Source organism: Alistipes sp. i18-0019-D1, assembly GCF_042852885.1.
In the GTDB taxonomy this organism is placed as follows: Bacteria; Bacteroidota; Bacteroidia; order Bacteroidales; family Rikenellaceae; genus Alistipes.
The window spans coordinates 796,821-816,709 of record NZ_AP031424.1 but is presented as its reverse complement, the minus strand read 5'-3'; the positions used below and the strand labels follow the sequence as shown (position 1 = coordinate 816,709).

The window sequence follows — 19,889 nt, the reverse complement described above, 5'->3', positions numbered from 1 at the left end:
CGGACGCATTCGCTCACGCACTCACCCGCGTCCGATAAGTTGCCGGATAATCTCGGACGGACGGCAGCCCGATATGCGGGCTAACTTCTTCAGCCGGAAATAGTGTTCGCTGTCGAGCCTTGCGCTGACGATGTACTTCTGTCTTTGGGCGGCTTCTAACACCGGACGGCCGCCCTTGTTAAAGGTTCTTTTCATACTTGGAATTTTAATGATTAGACCAACGGGATGACGCGCCGACCAGCGAGAGCAAGCCTCGTTTTCGTTTACGAAAACACAAACTTGCCACCCTACTTTATTGTTGCCTGATGGGGAGCGTGGGCCGTTGGAAAGATTCGCCGACCTTCGCCCGCAGAGATCCGCATAATCTCGTAGGGCGAGGTCGGCGATAGTTGCTGATCCCGTCTTTAGGTCTTGGAATTTACTACGTAATTGGCTGCGTCCTGCTCGATCTCTGCGGCAGGCTTGATTCGGTTCTGGAGCAGTCAGCGCTCCAACTCCGCCCGGTCGAAATAGATGTTTTTGCCGTTGGGTTTGTAATGCGGGATACGGCTCCCGCAGGTCAGCTTGTACATGTACGTCCGGGAAATCCCGGTGTAAGTGCAAGCCTCATCGAAAGTAAGGACATTCTTCTGCCCTGCGAGCAGCTGCTCGATGCGGTTCAGCCGCTGCTCCATACTGATTTCATTTTCCATAGATAGTGTTTTAGTTAGACAAGGAATAAATTATCAGCGGCAAATATAAGGGTGATCGAGGCGGATTGTTCTCATATGCTCACTCTCGCTCACTCTTGGCTAGGCAAAGTGTCCTTGCGGGATGTTGTAAGGGTTATTTAGTGTTTTTTAGGATGCCGATGTAGCTTTTGATAAGGTAGGCTCTGTAGGGAGAGTCGGAATTGACTGCGCAATACTTTGCACTTGAAAGTGTGTTGCGGTTTATGGGCTTGCCGTTGAGCGATACGAAGCACTTATGCTTTGCTGCTACGGCTTGCCAAATAGGAGTAATTAACTGCTCTTCGCCCAAGATGTGGAAAATGTAACAGAGGGTACGGGTATTGCAAACGACCAACGGTTCTTTGAGCCTGCACATGAACAAGGCGGCGACCGTATTTGTATCGACTTCTGGCTGGAATACACGTTGGCCGTTGAACAGCTCGGTCAAAGCCGTTAACTGCCTATTGTTGAGTGAAGCAAGAAAATTGATATTCATGTCAAAGAAGCAAGGCCTGTGCTTTAAATGTTTCTTTGATTCCTTGTTTTAAGAATTCACTTTGGGTATCTATTGCTCTTTTTTTCGCTTCTTTTTCTATGTCCGACAAATTTTTTCGACAATCAATTTGTTGTTTATGATGATGAGCAAGATAATCAACTGCATTGTTTATTGTCATTTCTTTAATTGGTTGATGTCCACCTAATCCGTTAATAATAAGCGTCTCTGCTAATATTTTGACGGATAAATCTTCTTTTTCAGCCAATAGGATATTAGCTGAAAAGATTCTTATGATGTCCTGTATATTCCCCATAACTTATTGATTTTATCGCAAATATAAATTAAAAACTTAAATTGTCAACTCCGGCAAGGCATTAACCGCCTTTTCTTTGAGCGAATCGACGGCACGGGTGTATTTCTCCGTGTGCTTTAATCCGCTGTGGCCAAGCAGGGACGCGACAGTCTTAATATCGGTGTGACACTCGCCGAGTAGATTCACGGCAAAGCTGTGGCGGGCGCAGTGCCATGTGATGTGCTTTTCAATTCCTGCACGGGCAACCCATATCCGCAGGGCTTTCAGGCATCCTGTGTGGCTCGGCAGTGTGAAGATGGGGCCGTCTTTCTCCGGGCGTTCGCCGATCAACTTTAATAGCGTATTGCTTAATGGTATCGTGACAATCGAATGTGTCGAGTGCCCGGTGGTTTTGTTTTGGTCAAACCGGATCGTCTTGTTGGCATAATCGACGTTGCTGTATTTCAGATCGACCACATCGCAATACCTTAATCCGGCGTACAGGCAGAATAGAAATGCCCGGCGTACATCCATATTTTGATAAGGGGTATTTGCGAGTTGTGCAATCTCCTCAAGGCTCAACACGTCCTTTCGCAAAGCAGTATCATCGACAACGCAGGGAACACCCGTACAGGGATTCTTTAGCAGAATGTCTTGGTCTATGGCATATTTGATAACCTTTTTGAACCGTTGGAAAAATCCACGTGCACCCTCGCCGAAAGAGTGCTGTTGCAGATAGTCCACGAATTTGATCATCATCTCCTTGGTCATCTGATCCGGCCTGATATTGGTCTGCATACTCGGATAGGATTCCGCAAGAAATCCCCGGAACCGTCGCAGGCAACCTTCCATCATTCGAATATCTTTCTTTTTGTAATTCTTGACATAGGCATCGAAGAACTCCAAGAAATTGACTTTCTGTTTCACGGGTGCAGCCTTGTCGTATCGACGGGCAACCAATACCTTTTCCTTGTCGATGCGAATTTCAGCGGCAAGGGCCAATGTTTCCTTGTTCTTCTGCCGCTCTTCCGGCGTGCGGGGATTGGGCAAGAGGTATAAGCCCAAAAATTCTTTAGAGCGTATGTGTTTGATATGTTCCTTACCCGTTGTTTCATCGACTACCTTGTTGTAGCCCATGTAATACTCCAGATACAAACTTTGCCGACCGTCGGCTAGCGTTTTTTGCATCAATTTTGGATTTTCTTTGGTCTTTGCTTGCAATTTTGCCATAATCCCGGAATTTAGTAGTTTTGTATCTTCCTGATCTTATGGCGCAAAGATATATAATTATTTTTTAATTCAGAGTGTAATAAAGGTGTAAAAAATAACGAAAAACACTCAAAACAAGCTCAAATGACAGAGTTGTAAATATTTATAAATAGCTAATAATTAATATTATATATTCTTTTGATTGGATGTTGTTGTATAGGTTGTGTATCGGCTCCGGGTACTTTTCGGAAACGCTGAAACATTATTCGTTAATGTTTTGGCGTTTTTGTTTTTCCGCTTGCGACCGCACCGCGGCCGCCAATCGGCCGTTTTGAGCCTCCGCATTATCGCTTGCAGCGGAAAAAGGGCGGAGTGAAGGCGGAGCGTGTAAAAACGGGGCCGGTTTGCTCGCAACGACGTCCAGCAGGCGAGAGCAAAGCTTGCTTTGCCGAGCCGCCACAGTCGAAGCGGCGCATTCCTTTGCGCCGCAAACCCGCGAAGGCGCCCGTTTTAGCGTCGCCGAACTCCGATCCCGCGAAAGCGACATGCGGATGGTTTTGGGTACCTTTTGCCACCAAAAGTACAACAAATCCCCAAAACGGGCAAATAAGCGCAGTGGTATTGACAATCAGGCTGTTTTTCGGTTCGGTTCGCCCTGTAGAAGTTTTCGAATGGACAGCCGGCGGCATCGTCGAACGAGGGTTCGGTTTCCAAAACATTACCTTGTTCGAGAATGCCTCTCATTTCATAAAACGGTGATTTTCCGTCTATTGCATTTTCGTTCATCTTGATCGGAGACTCTGCTGAAATTAGTTTTGTACCCCTTAAAAAGCAGAGTTTACGCGCAGCACGTTCAAGGTTCTGTTCTACCTGAAAAGGAACAAGGAAAAAACACAGTCGGCGGTTCCTGTCATGGGCCGCATCACGGTCAACGGCACGATTTCGCAGTTCAGTGCGAAGCTCACGGTTCCGGAGCGTTTGTGGGAAGTCCGCGGCGGCCGTGCCAAGGGCCGAAGCCTCGAAGCGGACCGTATCAACCGGTATCTGGACGATATCCGCTCTCAAATCGACCGTCATTATCGGGACATCCGCGACCGGGAAAGCTATGTGACGGCCGAGAAGGTCAAGAACGCCTGGCTGGGGTTCGGGAAACGTTACCGCACCCTGCTGGAGACTTTCCGCAGTTTCACGGAGGATCTGCACGGGCGTATCGGCGTCGACCGCTCGAAAAACACATGGTACCGCTATCTTGCGACGATGAAACACCTGCAGGCGTTCCTTACGGCGAAATACCGTGTGAGCGACATCGCCCTTGCCGAACTGGAACAGTCGTTCATCGAACAGTTCCATGTCTACCTGAAGACGGAACGAGCGCTTAAATTCACGAGCATCTGCCGTTATCTGGACTGCCTGATCAATGTGGTCAAAGTCTCTTTCAACGACGGAATCATGCCCCGCAACCCGTTCGCCTCGTACCGTTACAACGAACCCACGCCGGAGCGTGCCTTCCTGAACGAGGAAGAGATCCTCACGCTCCAGCACGCTGCGCTCCGCACGAAGAAACAGCGCCTCATCCGCGACCTGTTCCTCTTCTCCTGTTTTACGGGTATCTGCTACGCGGATATGAAATCCCTTGTTTGGAAACAGTTCGAACAGGATGCGCACGGCGACTGGTGGGTTACAGGCAACCGCTGCAAGACGGACACACAGTATATCGTCAAACTGCTGCCTGCGGCCCTGTCCATTCTGGAACGCTGCCGGGACGATGGTGCGGAGCGCGTCTTTTCTTTCATGCCGCATCTGAATACGGTAGACCGCTCCCTGAAGCGCATCGCCGCCTTATGCGGCATCGACAAGAAACTGACCTTCCATGTCGGGCGCCATACCTACGCCACGACGGTCTGCCTGATGAACGGTGTGTCGCTGGAAACGCTCTCGAAGATGCTGGGACATAAACGCATCACCACGACGCAGACCTATGCGAAGGTGACCCAGCCGATGATCGACCGGGAGGTGGAGATGCTCAAGGAGAAGCTGGCGGATAAATTTATGGCTGTATAGAAATAGCAGACAGTTGGGAAAAACGATACGGAGCCATGTGAGAACAGCATATATCGTCTCACCCTTCAAAACAAAAAAGTCTGATATATCCCTGTAATCTCTTTCCGCCGGCAGGGAATTAAACGCCGGAGATGAAAATCCGCAAGGCCATGCGAATCGCCCGAGGGGCGAGCCTTGCGGATTTCCATCCCCGGCATTTTGCTGGTCGCTACCGTCGGAAAAGGAGGCTTTCTGCGCCCCGGACGCTACCCAACGGGCTATTGACTCTACGACACGCATATCTGAACTCTGATAGTCGCAGTCCACGACCAGTACGTCATAGCCTAATGTGTAGTGCAGATGACTGGCGAGTAACATCGTAAATGTCGATTTCCCGATACCCCCTTTTTGATTGCAGATCGAAATGCTTGCTTGTTTCATCATTTTTGGATATTTAGAGGTTCTTATTGTTTTGCAGAAAGGATAATTTCCATATTTATAGTTATTTATATTCCGATTCAGATTTCTGGAAATCTATATTTTTCTATTTCCGTACATCCCCGAATTTATCACTGAGGATAAAATTGGAGAAGTTGTCAGAGAGCTATAAATTCAAGTATCCGAATAATGAAAAATTCCTTTCTGCCGCAATATACAACAGGGTAAAACGCTTCCGAACTAATGTCCGCCCACGACCGCTCCAGTCCGTTCGCCGGGCTTTTTTTCGGCTCCCGACGGTTGTAATATTGCACCCGGAAACGACCCGGCCCCAAGCCCCCCGCCAAGAGTTTATCAGAATCGTCGTTCCGGATTTTCGGCGGCGGGTCTTTCGCCTCACTTGAGGCGAGCGAGCTGTACCTTTGTCCGACAAATTGGCATTTGTCCGACAAAGGTGCTCGCTCTGCGAGGCCGGGCGTTCTCCCAAGTCGAACGCCTTTTTAACCGATAGTATGGATACTGACCGAAAACCGACAGACATAACCGACAGGAAGCCCCGAACACCGGGTTATAAATACTCGTTCCGCCTCAATGAAGAGCAGAATATCCGCTTCAACGAGTTGCTTTGTAAGGTCGGACTGGAGCATAACCGGAGCCGTTTTATCGTCAAACGTATCTTCGGCGAGGAGTTCGTCGTCGTCAGACGTGACCCTTCGAAGGCGCAATTCATCGCCCGGCTGAACGACTTTTACTTCCAGTTTCAGAAACTTGCGAACAACTGTGCGCCCGTCAAGGTGATATAATAAATATAGCGATGGCAAGCTATTAGGTAAGTGTTCTTTGCAAATAACCTATCATCAACCGACTTATCTGAAAGGGAAACCGGACAGGGAGTGTAGCATGTCGGGGTAAACCATAAGTCAGTCAGTTACCGGACTGCGACTGAATGGGGTGATGAAAGACAGATATGAGGATAAAATCCGGATTGATTGAATGACAGCCTGAGCGGTACCTAGCGAAACTGTGACGTTAGGGTAACTATACTCGTCATATCGTGATACTCTCATTGTAGTAGTTGTACAGAGAGAGCAAGAACTTATCACGACGCAACTGTAATAAGCAGTAAAAGGCGGACGTCATATCCGACAATCTGTCGCGCCATAGTTATTATATCGTAAACGGGGATTACCTAAACCGGAATGCCGTAAGGCTATTGGACGAAGGTCTATGAATATCCGGCATGGTAACGGAGCCTCCGTAGTAGTCCGCGCGAGGGAAAGCCTCGCACATGACGAAAGGCGGCAGCTAATATCCATTAATACGATTAACGGAAAATGCGAGAGGCATTATGAGAAGTCCCGCAAGAGTATTAAACAGTCTGACAAAGCATAGTCAAACCACGGAATACAGGTTTGAGAGGCTTTATCGTATTCTTTTCAATGAGGAAATGTATTATCTGGCGTATCAACGCATCTATTCCAAGCCGGGTAATATGACACAAGGTGCAGACGGGGAAACCATCGACCGTATGAGCCTTTTCCGCATTGAGAAACTGATCCTTTCGTTGAAAGACGAAAGCTACTCTCCCCAGCCATCGAGAAGAGTGCATATCCCGAAGAAAAACGGAAAGACACGACCTCTCGACGTACCCTCTTTCGATGACAAACTGGTGCAGGAGGTAGTACGAATGGTACTGGAAGCTATTTGCGAAGGTCATTTTGAAGATACTTCATACGGCTTCCGTCTGCATCGCAGCTGCCACACCGCATTGAATGTCGTACAGAAGACTTTTACGGGTAAGAAGTGGTTCATCGAAGGAGATATAAAAGGTTTCTTCGACAATGTCAATCATGATATTCTGATCGACATCTTAAAGAAACGTATTTCCGATGAACGATTCATACGACTTATCAGAAAATTTCTGAAAGCGGGTTACTTGGAACGATGGCAATTTCATGGAACGTACAGCGGAATGCCGCAAGGTGGAATTATCAGTCCGATATTGGCCAATATCTATTTGGACAAGCTGGATAAGTACATGAAGGAATATGCCGCCGGATTCGACAGGGGCAACAGGGTAAGAGCGTGCCGTGAATACGAAGTCCTCACTTACCAAAAGAGGCTGGTTATGCGTGAACTCAAAACAGCGACAAACGATGTAGAAAGAAAAGTGCTCGTCAAACGGCTCAAAGAGATAGACAAAACCCGATCCGCGATGCCGTGCTTCGCTCCTATGGACAGGAACTTCAAAAGGCTCAAATATGTGAGGTATGCCGACGACTTCCTGATAGGAATTATCGGCAGTAAAGAAGATGCCGTAAAGATCAAGGACGATATAAAGCGTTTCCTTGCAAACGAATTGGCATTGGAATTATCCGATGAAAAAACGCTCGTCACTCATACTGAAAAGCCTGCAAAATTCCTCGGATATGAGGTGACTGTCCGCAGGTCGAACCTGCAAAAACGGAACAAGCGGGGAAACCTGTCCCGTGTGTATGGAAATAAGGTCAGATTAAAGGTGACGACCGAAGTGATAAAGAAAAAGTTGTTGGAACTCGGGGTGCTGAAATTCAGCTATCATAACGGGCACGAGCAATGGATTCCCAAACACCGGTCGGAACTTATCAATAATGACGACCTTGAGATCCTTGACGGTTACAATGCCGAGATCAGAGGGTTTTACAACTATTACTCGATAGCTAACAACGCTTCTGAACTGAACACTTTTCACTACATCATGCAGTACAGTATGTACAAAACCTTTGCTGGGAAATACCGAACCACGGTAAGACGAATTTGCCAGAAATACAAACGCAATGGAGTCTTTACAGTGAGATATACGGTAAAAAACGGCAAAGCAAAAGAACGCTGCTTATACAATGAAGGGTTCAAAAGAAAAAGACCTTCCTATGATCGGTCGATTGACAGATGCCCAAATCCAATGCCCGGCGTCAGCACCACAAGCCTTATAAACAGGCTGAAAGCTCAGAAATGTGAGTTGTGCGGTGCTACGGATAATCTGGTTATGCACCATGTGCGTAAACTCGGAGAACTGAAAGGCAAGGAGAATTGGGAAAAATTGATGATTGCCAGACGTCGAAAGACTATGGCTGTTTGTAGTAGCTGTCATCAAAAAATACATCATGGAACGTTTTAGACTGACAATATTAGTGGAGAGCCGGATACGCTGGAAGGTGTATGTCCGGTTCGGAGGCGAGTATTGGGAAACCTATTATAGAAATATGACAAGGCGCCGGATGCTTAGCCTACATAATCAGGTTGTAAAAGCCGTCAACGCGCACTTTTCGAACGTCACAATCACGCAGCAAATCGCCGCTTTGGAGCAGCGGACCCGCGAGTTGAAAGCTCTGAATATCGAGATACTAAATCCGGCAAAACAAACGATGGAATGGTTGCAAAGATAGAGATCAATCGTAAAGTTGTTCGGTTTTGAATAGAACCGTTTCTGTGTAAGAAACCAATAACAACCGGCAAAGTGCTGTCTATCTGCCTAATAAGTCAGCATTTTCCGCAAAACAGTTCTGATAGTTCGAGATCTCAGGTACTTTTCCCATTACAAGAAAGAATGCAACAGAAAGGGCGCGTTATTGTCCATTCGGGCAATATTAACGGTTTGGAACAGACATAAATACTTAATTCAGAGGCTGTTTTTCGGAGGGGGGGGGGGATTTTTCAGCATAAGATTTAGACGAAATAGTTTGGTCGTTTAAACAATATTCCATACTTTTGTGTAGTAAAAGTATGGTTTCTTACACAGAAACCGTACGCCGTTCGACCGGGGCGGATACATTACCCGATACGGTACGCACGACGTAACCGGACGCAGAAAGGGATACAATTTTTGGGAATCGCTTTCATGCTCGATAATAAATCTCTGTTAATCTGCAGGTTGCGTATACCTGCCGACATGGTCGAGAAGTATCTATGAGTGAGCGCACCAGGCAGCAGGTGAACAAAAAAGGAGCATCGGCTGCCATAGAAAAAGCCGCGACCGCCCCACCCTTGGCGGGTATGCAGAACAGTCGCGCCATCCGGTGGTATGTGTTGACACTGCCCTCCTGCCACCGCGGCAGCGCCCGCGAATTGCAGGCCGAAGCGGAGCGCCGGAAGCGCAGCGGGGAGCCGCCATTCGAGTTTTTCGCCCCGACCTATGTGGAAGTAACACAGAAAAACGGGCATTGGGTCGAAACAGCCCGTCCGCTGCTCTACAATTACGTTTTCGTCAAAGCTTCAGAGAATGAAATCTACCATCTGATGCAAACCCGACTCTCGCTTTACAGTTTTCTTCCGCGAGTGAAAGAGGGCAAAAACAGCCACTATCCCTACCTCATGGACGAAGCAATGCGGAACCTACGGTGGGTGGCCCGCTCCTATGCCGACGTGGTGCCGGTTTACACCCCCGAACCCGAGCGACTGATGAAAGGCGACCGGGTGCGGATTACCGAGGGAAAATTCAAAAACGCCGAGGCGAGCGTCATCATCCAGCCGGGCGCCGGACGCAAGGATATCATGGTCTGCATCGATAACTGGATGTGGGTGCCGCTATTGCATGTGCTCCCCGGACAATACGAGGTCATCGCGCTCCACACGGCCAACACGCACATCTATACCCGGTTGAACAACGACCGGCTGTTTCTCGCATTGCACGAAGCCCTACAGCGCTACCACAGCACAACCCTAACGGAGAAAGATCGCGCACTGGCCGAAGAAACCCGGTTGCAGTACGGCAGTTTGAGGATGGATTCCGACGTCACGCGGTGCAAACTCTACGCACTCCTGCTGCCGGCATACACGATTCTGGGCGACAAAAAGGCCTGCCAGCGCACCGTCGGGGTGATGCAGGCACTTCTTTCCGCCGTCAGGGCCGAGCAGTCGCGGGCCTTGCTGCTGGTAACGCTCTACGGATGCACCGATAACTGCATCTATTACGACCGGGCGCATGCCCTGGTCGATCCGTGGCGGGCGGAGGAGAACCCCAAAAAGAGCAAAGTGCAGCTCATGCGTCGGCTGGACGACTACGACATGTGGCTGGGGCATCGCAAGTAAATAAAAGAACCATGAGAGACAATCGACCTTCGGACGAGCCTTGCGGAATACGGCTGATGCGGTTGGTGGACACCCGCCTGATGGAGATCGTACGCCGCGAGCAGGACAACATCAACAGCATTCACCTCTACGGAACCGGTGAGTACTGGGCGGGATTTGAACAGTCGGCCTACCTGCTTTGTCGTCTTTTCAAAGCGCCTGCAATCAGCGTGCTCACCCACCCCGACTACCCGTTTCCCGTGGTGATGGCCAGCATCCCCGACAGCGAGTTGAACGCCTATGTCCGGCGTCACCCGCTCAAGCACGACGACGCGGAGTACAAACAGCTCATAGCTACGGAGATTTCCGCCGCCCAGTATAGCCGCTGGCACCGCAACGAAATACAGCAATTCCTCTGATACGATGACCGACTTGCAGACCGTTACCCTCAACGAGTGCCGCAACGACGCTTCGACCGTCCACCTCTACTTTCTGGACGAGGCGGGGATGTGGCTGGCCTGCGGCATGTCGGCATTCCTGCTCGACCGGCTGGCGCAGGTGTGCGGCGCGGGTTGCATCACTGCATACTCCGAGAGTCTGATGATGCCCACAGCCGTCGTAACACCCCGCGGCCTGCAATCCGTCGCCGCAAGCTGCTCAGGCGGCAACGAGGCATCCGGCCGCGTCGTCCTGCGGTCGGGCCTGCGGATCGAGTCCAAGAGTTACCGTGCCTGGGCCCGCGGGCTGCGTGAAGCAACGATAGACGCTCCCTGACCACTGACCCGTCGAACACATACCTTTACGCCTATGACGCCTCTTTACCTTGTATTTATTCCATTCTGCATCTCCCTGCTGCTGGTGGCATGGATTCATCCGCGGCTGGTGAAGATTGCCAATCTGAAAAACATCGTCGACAACCCCGATGCCCGCAAACTCCAACGAACGCCGGTGCCCGTGCTCGGCGGCGTGGCGGTATTCTTCGGGGTGGTCGTCAGTATGGGCTGCATGGCTCCCGTAATGAACGGCACGCACATGCTGGTTATCATCATGGCCATGATGGCCATGCTCTACACCGGAACGATGGACGATATACTCAACCTGTCGCCGGCGTTTCGGTTTCTAGTCGAAATCATCGTGATCCTGCTGCTTATATTCGTCGGAGGATACAGTATCGACGACTTCCATACATTGTGGGGCATCGGACAGATACCTGTCTGGGCGGCCATTCCGCTGACGGTTTTCGCCGCGACGGGAATCATCAACGCGATCAATCTCATTGACGGGGTGAACGGACTCTCCTCCGGGTTTTGCATCATGGCCTGCATCCTGTTCGGCGTGCTCTTTTTCCTGGCGGGGGACACCCCGATGGCCATTTTGGCTGCCGTATCGGGCGGAGCGCTCATTCCGTTTTTTATGCACAACGTGTTCGGAAAAACATCCAAGATGTTTATCGGCGACGGCGGCACGCTGGTAATGGGGGGCGTCATGTCGGTGTTCGTCATTGCGGTGCTGAAGCAGGGTTCTCTGTCGGCATCCTACGTCAGCGAGCGGGTCGGGCTGGTGGCATTCACACTGGCCGTGCTGAGCGTGCCGGTGTTCGACACGCTACGGGTCATGGCGACCCGGCTGCTCAATGGAGCATCCCCTTTCCGACCCGACAAGACGCATCTGCACCATATGTTCATCGAGCTGGGCTGTTCGCATGTGGCTACCACCGTGGCCATCCTCTCCATGAATTTTCTTATCGTCCTGGCCTGGTGGCTGCTCATGACTCTCGGGGCCTCGGTCGATATGCAGTTCTACGCCGTGGTGGCAATGAGCCTGCTCGCCACGTTCGGAACCTACCATTTCATGCAGTGGCATATCCGACAAAACACGCGCTTCCTCGGCATAATGCGTCAATTAGGCTACAGAACCCATGTCAGCCGCACAGGAATTTTCATCTGGCTTCAGAAAACGATGGACAGAATCTAAAAGGCAATCGAGTCCACTTATCGATCAAGCTATTATAACAGCGCTCGATCGTTTATAAAAGACAATCATCGCTATTCAACCCATTCCGAACCATAAAAATAAAAAAATGAAAAAGGTAATGCTTGTTTTCGGAACGCGACCGGAGGCCATAAAAATGTGTCCTCTTGTCAAGGAATTCCAAAAGCATCCAGAGAAATTCAAAGTCATAGTCTGCGTTACGGGACAGCATCGAGAAATGCTTGACCAGGTACTCAAAATCTTCGAAGTTGCACCCGACTACGACCTCAACATCATGAAGCAAGGTCAGGATCTTTACGACGTTACAGCTCGGGTTCTGATCGGCATGCGGGATATTTTGAAAGAGGTGCATCCGGATTTGGTTCTTGTACATGGCGATACATCCACTTCTACGGCAACCGCCCTTGCAGCATTCTACCAGCAGATACCGGTAGGCCATGTAGAAGCCGGACTGAGGACTCACAATATATACAGTCCATGGCCAGAGGAGATGAATCGTCAGATAACGGGACGAATAGCCGCATACCATTTTTCTCCGACACCCCTTTCGGAAAACAACCTGAAAGAAGAAAAAGTATCGGGGCGGATATTCGTGACCGGCAACACCGTGATTGATGCTCTTTACAGGGTCGTGGAAAAATTCCGAACGGATGAAACGCTCGGCAATGAACAGAAGAAAATTCTTAACGATGCCGGTTACGACGTCGATCGGCTCGTTGACGGTAAAAGACTGGTGCTCATCACCGGACATCGGCGGGAAAACTTCGGCGACGGCTTCCTTTCGATGTGCCATGCCATCAAAGGTCTGGCACTGAAATATCCGGATGTGGACTTTGTTTATCCGATGCATCTTAATCCAAACGTACGTAAACCCATCCATGAGGTATTCGGCGCTGATCTAAGCCATCTTGGAAACATGTTCTTCATCGAGCCGCTCGAATATCTGTCTTTCGTCTACTTAATGAATAAATCGACCATTGTACTTACGGACAGCGGCGGTATTCAGGAAGAAGCTCCCGGACTTGGAAAACCGGTATTGGTAATGCGCGATACTACCGAGCGCCCCGAAGCGATTTCATCGGGGACAGTCCATTTGGTAGGGACAAACCGCCATAAAATAACGGAAGAAGTCAGCAGACTTCTTGACGATGCCGCAGCATACGATCGGATGAGCAGAGCCGTCAATCCTTATGGAGACGGATTGGCCTGCAAAAGAATAGTAGAAGCCTTAAACTAACTCAAAAGAAAATGATAAACGTAATTGGACTGGGCTATATCGGGTTGCCCACTGCTTTGATGATGGCATCCCACGGTGTCGAGGTCGTGGGTACAGACTACAACCGCAAACTCATCGATACGCTGAATGCGGGCCGAACCACTTTCAGCGAAGAGGGCATTGACGAACTCTTCCAAGCTGCGGTGAAATCAGGCATACGATTCACAACCCAATACCAGCAGACAGACATGTATATAGTCTCCGTTCCAACACCTTATGACAAGTTTTCGAAGAAAGTCGATGCCTGTTATGTGGTGGCAGCGGTGAAAGATATAATGAAAGTATGCCCCAAGGGAGCTACGATAGTAATTGAATCCACAATTTCACCGGGAACAATCGACAAATATATCCGTCCGGAAATAGAAGCGTTAGGCTTCAAAACAGGAGACGACATCAATCTCGTACATGCACCCGAGCGGATCATTCCGGGGAACATGGTTTATGAGTTGCTCCACAACAACCGCACGATCGGTGCCGACAGCCGGGATATCGGCGAGAAAGTGAAGAGCTATTACGCCTCGTTCTGCTTGGGTGAAATCGTCGTTACGGACATTCGTACGGCCGAAATGACCAAGGTGGTGGAAAATACGTTCCGGGCGGTCAACATCGCTTTCGCCAACGAGCTGGCCCGTATATGCCGTCACGATGATATGGATGTATATGAGATCATCAAGATATGCAACATGCACCCTCGAGTGAATATCCTCCAGCCGGGTCCTGGAGTAGGTGGCCACTGCATCAGTGTCGATCCGTGGTTTTTGGTGGGAGACTATCCTCAGCTCGCAAAGGTGATCGACGAATCGATGAAGACCAATGATTCGCAGCCCGCTTTCGTGCTCAACCGAATCTATGAGATCATGCAGAAAGAGGGAATAACGGACAATCGCAAGGTAGGTCTGTACGGCCTGACCTACAAGGAGAATGTTGATGACTACCGCGAAAGTCCGACCTTGCAGATGCTGGAGGCCCAGGAACGGCACTTGGCGCGTCCGCTGAAAGTATATGATCCGTTTGTCTCCACAGACATCGTAGCCAATCAATATCATGATTTCGATGAATTTCTCGAAGGCATCGACTTGGTCGTACTTATGGTGAAGCACGATCATATCAAACAGAATTGGAATAAACTGAAAGGAAAAGTTATTCTTGATTGCTTCAATATTTGTCCGTTGGAAGGAACCTATCATATTTAATTCCATCAAAGCGGCAAGTCCAACGAATTTAGGGCAGGAAACGTTGTCTTCATTCGTTTATGAAATTACGTTGCCTGTTCACGCAACGGATATATGCAAGGATTCTGCCTCCAAGCAGAACAGGACGGAAATCTGTTAAACAAGTATTCCCTAAATCTTCATCATATGAAAGGTATCGTTCTCGCGGGCGGTTCAGGAACCCGTCTATATCCCATTACAAAAGGCATCTCAAAACAATTATTGCCGATTTACGACAAACCGATGATCTATTATCCGATATCGGTATTGATGTTGGCCGGTATTCGAGAGATTCTGATCATCTCCACACCCTATGATCTTCCGGGGTTCAGGCGTTTGCTCGGGAACGGAAGCGATTATGGGATGCACTTTGAATATGCAGAACAGCCTTCTCCGGATGGACTTGCACAAGCTTTTACGATAGGAGCCGATTTTATCGGAAAAGAGGCGGTGTGCCTGGTATTGGGGGATAATATTTTCTACGGTAGTTTTTTCACCAGCATGTTGAAACAGGCTGTAAAGATGGCGGAAGAAGAGGGTAAAGCGACCGTTTTCGGTTATTGGGTTAAGGACCCGGAGCGCTATGGTGTCGCGGAATTCGACAAACAGGGTAACTGCCTGAGCATAGAAGAAAAGCCCGCTCGTCCCAAATCCAATTATGCAGTCGTCGGCCTCTATTTCTATCCCAACAAGGTGGTACGAATCGCAAAAAACATCGAACCGTCCGCTCGCGGAGAGTACGAAATAACAACGGTGAATCAAGAATTCCTGAAAGCGAACGAGCTGAAAATACAACTGCTTGGGAGAGGTTTCGCCTGGTTGGATACCGGAACACACGATTCGCTGTCGGAGGCTTCAACCTACATTGAAGTCGTAGAAAAACGCCAGGGGTTGAAGATAGCTAGCCTTGAGGGAATAGCCTATCGCCATGGCTGGATAACCGAAGAAAAGATGCGTGAACTTGCGCAACCGATGTTGAAGAACCAATATGGACAATACCTCCTCAAAGTCATCGACGAACTGAAGGGTGACATAAATTCTACCAATATTCTCTCTAAAGTGGGAAATTAATATGCCAAATAGAACTATAGTAATTACCGGTGGGGCCGGTTTTATCGGGAGTCATGTCGTCCGTCTGTTCGTGCGGAAATACCCTCAGTACAAGATTATCAATCTCGACAAACTGACCTACGCAGGCAATCTTGCCAACCTTGCTGATGTTGAGAACTATCCCAACTACAAATTTGCAAGGTTGGACATCTGCGATTTTGATGCATTCTACCGCCTGATGCAAGACGAAAAAGTAGACGGCATCATACATCTGGCCGCAGAGAGTCATGTGGACCGGAGTATCAGGGATCCTTTTACGTTTGCCCAGACCAACGTAATGGGCACATTGAGCTTGCTACAGGCGGCTAAAATGTATTGGGAAAGTCTACCGGAGAAATATGAGGGTAAACGATTCTATCACATCTCAACCGATGAAGTTTTCGGAGCACTCCAGATGACACACCCGGAAGGAATTGAACCTCCGTTTATCTCTCCCGCGTCCAGTTCGCAACGGCAGAAAGCTTACGGGGTGGATTTCTTTAATGAAACGACCAAATACAACCCGCACAGCCCCTATTCGGCCTCCAAGGCATCATCCGATCATTTCGTTCGCGCTTTCCACGATACATACGGACTGCCGACCATTGTGACCAACTGTTCGAATAACTACGGTCCATACCAGTTCCCGGAAAAACTGATTCCTCTTTTTATCAACAACATCCGTCGTCGCAAATTGCTTCCGGTTTACGGCAAGGGGGAAAACGTACGTGATTGGTTGTACGTGGAGGACCATGCAAGAGCCATCGATGTGATTTTTCACAAAGGCATCGTTGCCGAGACCTATAATATCGGCGGATTCAATGAGTGGAAAAACATTGACATCGTCAAACTAATCATCCAAACCGTCGATCGTCTCCTTAACCGGCCGGAAGGTGCCGACCTGGACCTGATTACGTATGTAACCGACCGGTTGGGGCATGACGCGCGCTATGCCATCGATTCGACCAAACTCCAAAGAGAACTCGGATGGGAACCGTCACTGCAATTCGAGGAAGGCATTGAAAAAACTGTCAGGTGGTATCTGGAACACGAAGAGTGGATGGACGATATCGTTTCGGGCGAGTATGAGAAATACTACGAATCCATGTATGGCAACGCTTGATACATGTATATAAATGTGTGAAGAAAATCTTAAAAACCGAACGATAAAGGGGTTCGGATGGAATTTCCTCGATAATGTGTTGAACCGTGGAATTTCGTTCGTTGTCGGTATCGTATTGGCTCGGCTCATATCCCCCTCGGAATACGGTCTGATCGGCATCGTCCTTATTTTCATTGCCGTATTCAACAGCATTGTCGAGAGCGGATTAGGGACTGCTTTGATAAGAAAGAACGATTGTACGGAAGACGATTACAATACGGTCTTCCATACGAATTTAATTCTTAGTGTCATCCTCTTTTTTGTCTTCTACGTCTGCTCTCCGCTCATAGCCGATTTTTTCAACGAGCCGCAGCTGAATCTTTTGGGAAAAGTGATGGGCTGTGTGCTCATCATCAATGCTCTTTCGATAATACAGAATACCATCCTGCTGAAAAAGTTGGATTTTAAGGGTAAGATGTTTATTTCCATGGGCAGTTCCCTGACCAGCGGCGTCATCGGTATCACAATGGCCTATAAGGGTTATGCCATTTGGAGCCTTGTCGGTCAACAAATATCCAGACAGGGTGTATATACCCTTCTACTTTGGATCTATAACCATTGGTTGCCCAAACTTGTTTTTTCCTGGAAAAGTTTCAAAGAGCTTTTCGGTTTCGGATCAAAATTACTGGCTGCAGGAATCATCGATACAACTTGGAATCAAATATATCAGGTAGTCATTGGAAAGTTTTATGCCCCGGCAACACTCGGATACTATACGAAAGCCAATGAATTCGGATCGATATTTTCCTCCAACCTGACATCGGTCGTCCAATCGGTATCCTTTCCGGCTCTCAGCAAGATTCAGGATGATTTGATCCGATTGAAAAGAGGTTATCAGAAAGTGATTAAGACCACGATGCTCATCACCTTTACCTTGATGTTGGGAATGGCTGCAGTGGCCGAACCGATGATCAGAGTACTTATAGGCGATAAATGGCTGCCTTGTGTACCTTTTCTGCAGATCGTATGTTTCCAAATGTTTCTTTATCCGTTACATGCCATCAACCTCAGTTTACTGCAGGTACGAGGAAGAAGCGATCTTTTCCTTAAAATACAGATTTTAAAGAAATTCATTGCCGTTATTCCAATCCTGCTGGGCATTTTCGTAGGTATTTATTGGATGTTGATAGGAAGCGTGATAACGGGTATAACCGCCTATTATATCAACGCATATTACTCCAAACCGCTCCTGAATTACAGCATATCGGAGCAAGTAAAGGATATACTACCATCCTTTGCCGTCAGCCTGTGTATGGCAATGTCGGTTTATAGCATTTCGTACCTTCCGGTCAAGCCGATTATCGTTTTATGCATCCAGATAGGAGTCGGCGCCATCCTTCAAATTACGCTCTGTGAAATCTTCCGATTGAGCGAATACCTGGAATTGAAGAGTATCGTACTGAATGCCATAAAGACACAATTGAAACTATCCGCAATCTTATCATGAGATCAGGACAGCGGATCAGAGGCACCACAGGACGAGTCCAGGATGCGTACTTAATGCCGCAACCGGAAAAATTAAATTCGTACATGTATGATTATACGTTCCCTTTTAACTGATTCCAATCCGTTTAACTCGACAGAGGAGATCAAGGAATGGATCGTTCAACGCAACAGGCAAGTTGAGGTCAAGATCGAACAAATACCGTTTGATCGTATGAAATTGTGGCATTCCGATCCGGACGGGAGTTTGCACCATGATTCCGGTCGTTTTTTTTCAATTGTCGGCGTTGATGTAATTACGGATTACGATTGTAACTCGCATTGGCGACAACCGATCATTCTCCAACCGGAGGTAGGTTATCTGGGAATTCTCACAAAAGAGATCGACGGCGTTCTATATTGTTTGATGCAGGCGAAAATAGAACCCGGGAATGTAAATTGCGTTCAGATTTCACCCACGCTCCAGGCTACTAAAAGCAATTACTCGTGTGTGCACTCGGGGAAATCACCTCACTACCTGGAATATTTCGTCAATGCGAAACCCGAGAATATCATCCTAGACCAACTCCAGTCGGAGCAGGGCGCCCGTTTCATGCGCAAGCGGAATCGCAATATCATCATCAAGGTGGAGAAGGACGTGCCCGTGCTCGAGGATTTTCGATGGATGACCCTGGGCCAGATCAAGAAACTCATGCACTGCGACAATATGGTCAACATGGATACACGGACCGTTCTTTCCGGTCTGAAGATAAGCGACTATATAACACCATTGGACGGCTTGAACGTAATGTCGCAGTTCGGTAAGGACATGATCCTGTCTTCTACGACCAACCACGCTTTTATCAGCACGCGCGATCATCTTTCCTGGCTGACGGGCCTGAAAGCAAAATACGATCTCTTCGTGAATTTTTGTCCTGTCAATGAGATGCCTGGATGGAAAAAGACCCGTATGGAAATTGTCCGTGACGATGAAAAGTATTTCAAGATTATCGGAGTTAATGTTACCATTTCCAACCGAGAGGTAGCTTCCTGGTGTCAGCCTCTCGTCCAGCCCATGCAGCAGGGACTTTGTGCATTCATCATCAGAAAGATTAACGGTGTCTATCACTTCCTGGTGCAAGCCAAATTGGAATGCGGAAACTTCGACGTAATCGAGCTTGCCCCTACCGTTCAATGCCTGACTGGAAACGTCTATGCAGAAACGGCATGCAAACCGGAATTCGCGGAATACGTGCTTCACGCAAGGAGAGATCAGATCATTTTCGATACGCTGCAATCCGAAGAAGGCGGTCGCTTCTACAAAGAACAGAACCGCAATATGATCGTTGAGGCCGACGAAAATTTTCCGCTTGCACTTCCGGCTAGATTTACCTGGATGAGCCTCCGTCAAATATATAAGTTCCTGCGATTCAACAACTACTTGAATATCCAGGCCAGGAGTTTGATTTCAGCTCTGAATTATAAAAATGAGTTATAAAAAACCGA

At 48.5% G+C, this 19,889-nt stretch carries 18 protein-coding genes and 2 pseudogenes; 14 read left to right on the top strand and 6 right to left on the bottom strand.

The window, feature by feature from the left end:
- Positions 1–21: 21 nt before the first annotated feature.
- The 5 genes from ACGHP5_RS03265 to ACGHP5_RS03245 all read right to left on the bottom strand — a co-directional run bounded on the left by ACGHP5_RS03265 (position 22) and on the right by ACGHP5_RS03245 (position 2,728).
- A complete protein-coding gene (locus ACGHP5_RS03265) occupies positions 22–195 on the bottom strand; it encodes a hypothetical protein (protein ID WP_298032536.1) in 174 nt (57 codons plus the stop codon).
- Between the two features lie 287 nt (positions 196–482).
- A complete protein-coding gene (locus tag ACGHP5_RS03260) occupies positions 483–692 on the bottom strand; it encodes a helix-turn-helix domain-containing protein (RefSeq protein ID WP_278977373.1) in 210 nt (69 codons plus the stop codon).
- A gap of 133 nt (positions 693–825) precedes the next feature.
- On the bottom strand, positions 826–1,206 hold the full coding sequence (locus tag ACGHP5_RS03255; RefSeq protein WP_390568029.1) for a hypothetical protein: 381 nt from the start codon (positions 1,204–1,206) through the stop codon (positions 826–828).
- 1 nt (position 1,207) lies between these two features.
- The gene (locus tag ACGHP5_RS03250) at positions 1,208–1,519 is read right to left on the bottom strand and encodes a hypothetical protein (protein WP_278977371.1); all 312 of its coding nucleotides are present in this window, start codon (positions 1,517–1,519) and stop codon (positions 1,208–1,210) included.
- Between the two features lie 36 nt (positions 1,520–1,555).
- Positions 1,556–2,728 (bottom strand): site-specific integrase, encoded by a 1,173-nt coding sequence (locus tag ACGHP5_RS03245; RefSeq protein WP_278977370.1) that lies wholly within the window; start codon positions 2,726–2,728, stop codon positions 1,556–1,558.
- 840 nt (positions 2,729–3,568) lie between these two features.
- On the opposite strand from ACGHP5_RS03245, the gene ACGHP5_RS03240 reads away from it, so the two are divergent.
- Positions 3,569–4,768, top strand: a complete 1,200-nt coding sequence (locus tag ACGHP5_RS03240; protein WP_390568395.1) for a site-specific integrase — start codon at positions 3,569–3,571, stop codon at positions 4,766–4,768.
- Between the two features lie 291 nt (positions 4,769–5,059).
- On the opposite strand, the pseudogene ACGHP5_RS03235 reads toward ACGHP5_RS03240, so the two are convergent.
- Positions 5,060–5,188, bottom strand: a pseudogene (locus ACGHP5_RS03235) (ParA family protein); the annotation flags it as partial.
- Between the two features lie 419 nt (positions 5,189–5,607).
- Between ACGHP5_RS03235 and ACGHP5_RS03230 the strand changes: the two are divergent.
- From ACGHP5_RS03230 to ACGHP5_RS03170, 13 genes and pseudogenes are all read left to right on the top strand, one after another.
- Positions 5,608–5,964: pseudogene (locus tag ACGHP5_RS03230) on the top strand (mobilization protein); the annotation flags it as partial.
- A 569-nt stretch (positions 5,965–6,533) separates the two neighbouring features.
- On the top strand, positions 6,534–8,342 hold the full coding sequence (locus ACGHP5_RS03225; RefSeq protein WP_390568028.1) for a reverse transcriptase domain-containing protein: 1,809 nt from the start codon (positions 6,534–6,536) through the stop codon (positions 8,340–8,342).
- Positions 8,329–8,610: a hypothetical protein gene (locus ACGHP5_RS03220; RefSeq protein WP_390568027.1), complete on the top strand. Its 282-nt coding sequence runs from the start codon at positions 8,329–8,331 to the stop codon at positions 8,608–8,610. Before ACGHP5_RS03225 ends, ACGHP5_RS03220 begins: the two co-directional genes overlap by 14 nt.
- Positions 8,611–9,217: 607 nt before the next feature.
- A complete protein-coding gene (locus ACGHP5_RS03215) occupies positions 9,218–10,252 on the top strand; it encodes a transcription termination/antitermination protein NusG (protein WP_390568026.1) in 1,035 nt (344 codons plus the stop codon).
- Between the two features lie 11 nt (positions 10,253–10,263).
- The gene (locus ACGHP5_RS03210; RefSeq protein WP_390568025.1) at positions 10,264–10,650 is read left to right on the top strand and encodes a hypothetical protein; all 387 of its coding nucleotides are present in this window, start codon (positions 10,264–10,266) and stop codon (positions 10,648–10,650) included.
- A 4-nt stretch (positions 10,651–10,654) separates the two neighbouring features.
- On the top strand, positions 10,655–11,005 hold the full coding sequence (locus tag ACGHP5_RS03205) for a hypothetical protein (RefSeq protein WP_390568024.1): 351 nt from the start codon (positions 10,655–10,657) through the stop codon (positions 11,003–11,005).
- 33 nt (positions 11,006–11,038) lie between these two features.
- Complete coding sequence (locus ACGHP5_RS03200; RefSeq protein ID WP_390568023.1) at positions 11,039–12,205, top strand: MraY family glycosyltransferase; 1,167 nt, start codon at positions 11,039–11,041, stop codon at positions 12,203–12,205.
- Between the two features lie 106 nt (positions 12,206–12,311).
- Complete coding sequence (wecB, locus tag ACGHP5_RS03195; RefSeq protein ID WP_390568022.1) at positions 12,312–13,460, top strand: non-hydrolyzing UDP-N-acetylglucosamine 2-epimerase; 1,149 nt, start codon at positions 12,312–12,314, stop codon at positions 13,458–13,460.
- An 11-nt stretch (positions 13,461–13,471) separates the two neighbouring features.
- On the top strand, positions 13,472–14,692 hold the full coding sequence (locus tag ACGHP5_RS03190; RefSeq protein WP_390568021.1) for a nucleotide sugar dehydrogenase: 1,221 nt from the start codon (positions 13,472–13,474) through the stop codon (positions 14,690–14,692).
- Positions 14,693–14,857: 165 nt separating this feature from the next.
- On the top strand, positions 14,858–15,781 hold the full coding sequence (gene rfbA / locus ACGHP5_RS03185) for a glucose-1-phosphate thymidylyltransferase RfbA (RefSeq protein ID WP_390568020.1): 924 nt from the start codon (positions 14,858–14,860) through the stop codon (positions 15,779–15,781).
- A 1-nt stretch (position 15,782) separates the two neighbouring features.
- The gene (locus ACGHP5_RS03180) at positions 15,783–16,922 is read left to right on the top strand and encodes a dTDP-glucose 4,6-dehydratase (protein ID WP_390568018.1); all 1,140 of its coding nucleotides are present in this window, start codon (positions 15,783–15,785) and stop codon (positions 16,920–16,922) included.
- 13 nt (positions 16,923–16,935) lie between these two features.
- Complete coding sequence (locus tag ACGHP5_RS03175; RefSeq protein ID WP_390568016.1) at positions 16,936–18,408, top strand: lipopolysaccharide biosynthesis protein; 1,473 nt, start codon at positions 16,936–16,938, stop codon at positions 18,406–18,408.
- Between the two features lie 87 nt (positions 18,409–18,495).
- Entirely contained in the window at positions 18,496–19,881 is a 1,386-nt protein-coding gene (locus tag ACGHP5_RS03170; protein WP_390568015.1) for an NDP-hexose 2,3-dehydratase family protein, read from the top strand.
- Positions 19,882–19,889 lie beyond the last annotated feature (8 nt).

Excerpts from the sequence above, each read along its gene's own strand:
- ACGHP5_RS03265 (WP_298032536.1), bottom strand. The coding sequence starts at position 195 with ATGAAAAGAACCTTTAACAAGGGCGGCCGTCCGGTGTTAGAAGCCGCC.
- ACGHP5_RS03260 (WP_278977373.1), bottom strand. The coding sequence starts at position 692 with ATGGAAAATGAAATCAGTATGGAGCAGCGGCTGAACCGCATCGAGCAG.
- ACGHP5_RS03255 (WP_390568029.1), bottom strand. The coding sequence starts at position 1,206 with ATGAATATCAATTTTCTTGCTTCACTCAACAATAGGCAGTTAACGGCT.
- ACGHP5_RS03250 (WP_278977371.1), bottom strand. The coding sequence starts at position 1,519 with ATGGGGAATATACAGGACATCATAAGAATCTTTTCAGCTAATATCCTA.
- ACGHP5_RS03245 (WP_278977370.1), bottom strand. The coding sequence starts at position 2,728 with ATGGCAAAATTGCAAGCAAAGACCAAAGAAAATCCAAAATTGATGCAA.
- ACGHP5_RS03225 (WP_390568028.1), top strand. The coding sequence starts at position 6,534 with ATGAGAAGTCCCGCAAGAGTATTAAACAGTCTGACAAAGCATAGTCAA.
- ACGHP5_RS03220 (WP_390568027.1), top strand. The coding sequence starts at position 8,329 with ATGGAACGTTTTAGACTGACAATATTAGTGGAGAGCCGGATACGCTGG.
- ACGHP5_RS03215 (WP_390568026.1), top strand. The coding sequence starts at position 9,218 with ATGCAGAACAGTCGCGCCATCCGGTGGTATGTGTTGACACTGCCCTCC.
- ACGHP5_RS03210 (WP_390568025.1), top strand. The coding sequence starts at position 10,264 with ATGAGAGACAATCGACCTTCGGACGAGCCTTGCGGAATACGGCTGATG.
- ACGHP5_RS03205 (WP_390568024.1), top strand. The coding sequence starts at position 10,655 with ATGACCGACTTGCAGACCGTTACCCTCAACGAGTGCCGCAACGACGCT.
- ACGHP5_RS03200 (WP_390568023.1), top strand. The coding sequence starts at position 11,039 with ATGACGCCTCTTTACCTTGTATTTATTCCATTCTGCATCTCCCTGCTG.
- wecB (WP_390568022.1), top strand. The coding sequence starts at position 12,312 with ATGAAAAAGGTAATGCTTGTTTTCGGAACGCGACCGGAGGCCATAAAA.
- ACGHP5_RS03190 (WP_390568021.1), top strand. The coding sequence starts at position 13,472 with ATGATAAACGTAATTGGACTGGGCTATATCGGGTTGCCCACTGCTTTG.
- rfbA (WP_390568020.1), top strand. The coding sequence starts at position 14,858 with ATGAAAGGTATCGTTCTCGCGGGCGGTTCAGGAACCCGTCTATATCCC.
- ACGHP5_RS03180 (WP_390568018.1), top strand. The coding sequence starts at position 15,783 with ATGCCAAATAGAACTATAGTAATTACCGGTGGGGCCGGTTTTATCGGG.
- ACGHP5_RS03175 (WP_390568016.1), top strand. The coding sequence starts at position 16,936 with ATGTGTGAAGAAAATCTTAAAAACCGAACGATAAAGGGGTTCGGATGG.
- ACGHP5_RS03170 (WP_390568015.1), top strand. The coding sequence starts at position 18,496 with ATGATTATACGTTCCCTTTTAACTGATTCCAATCCGTTTAACTCGACA.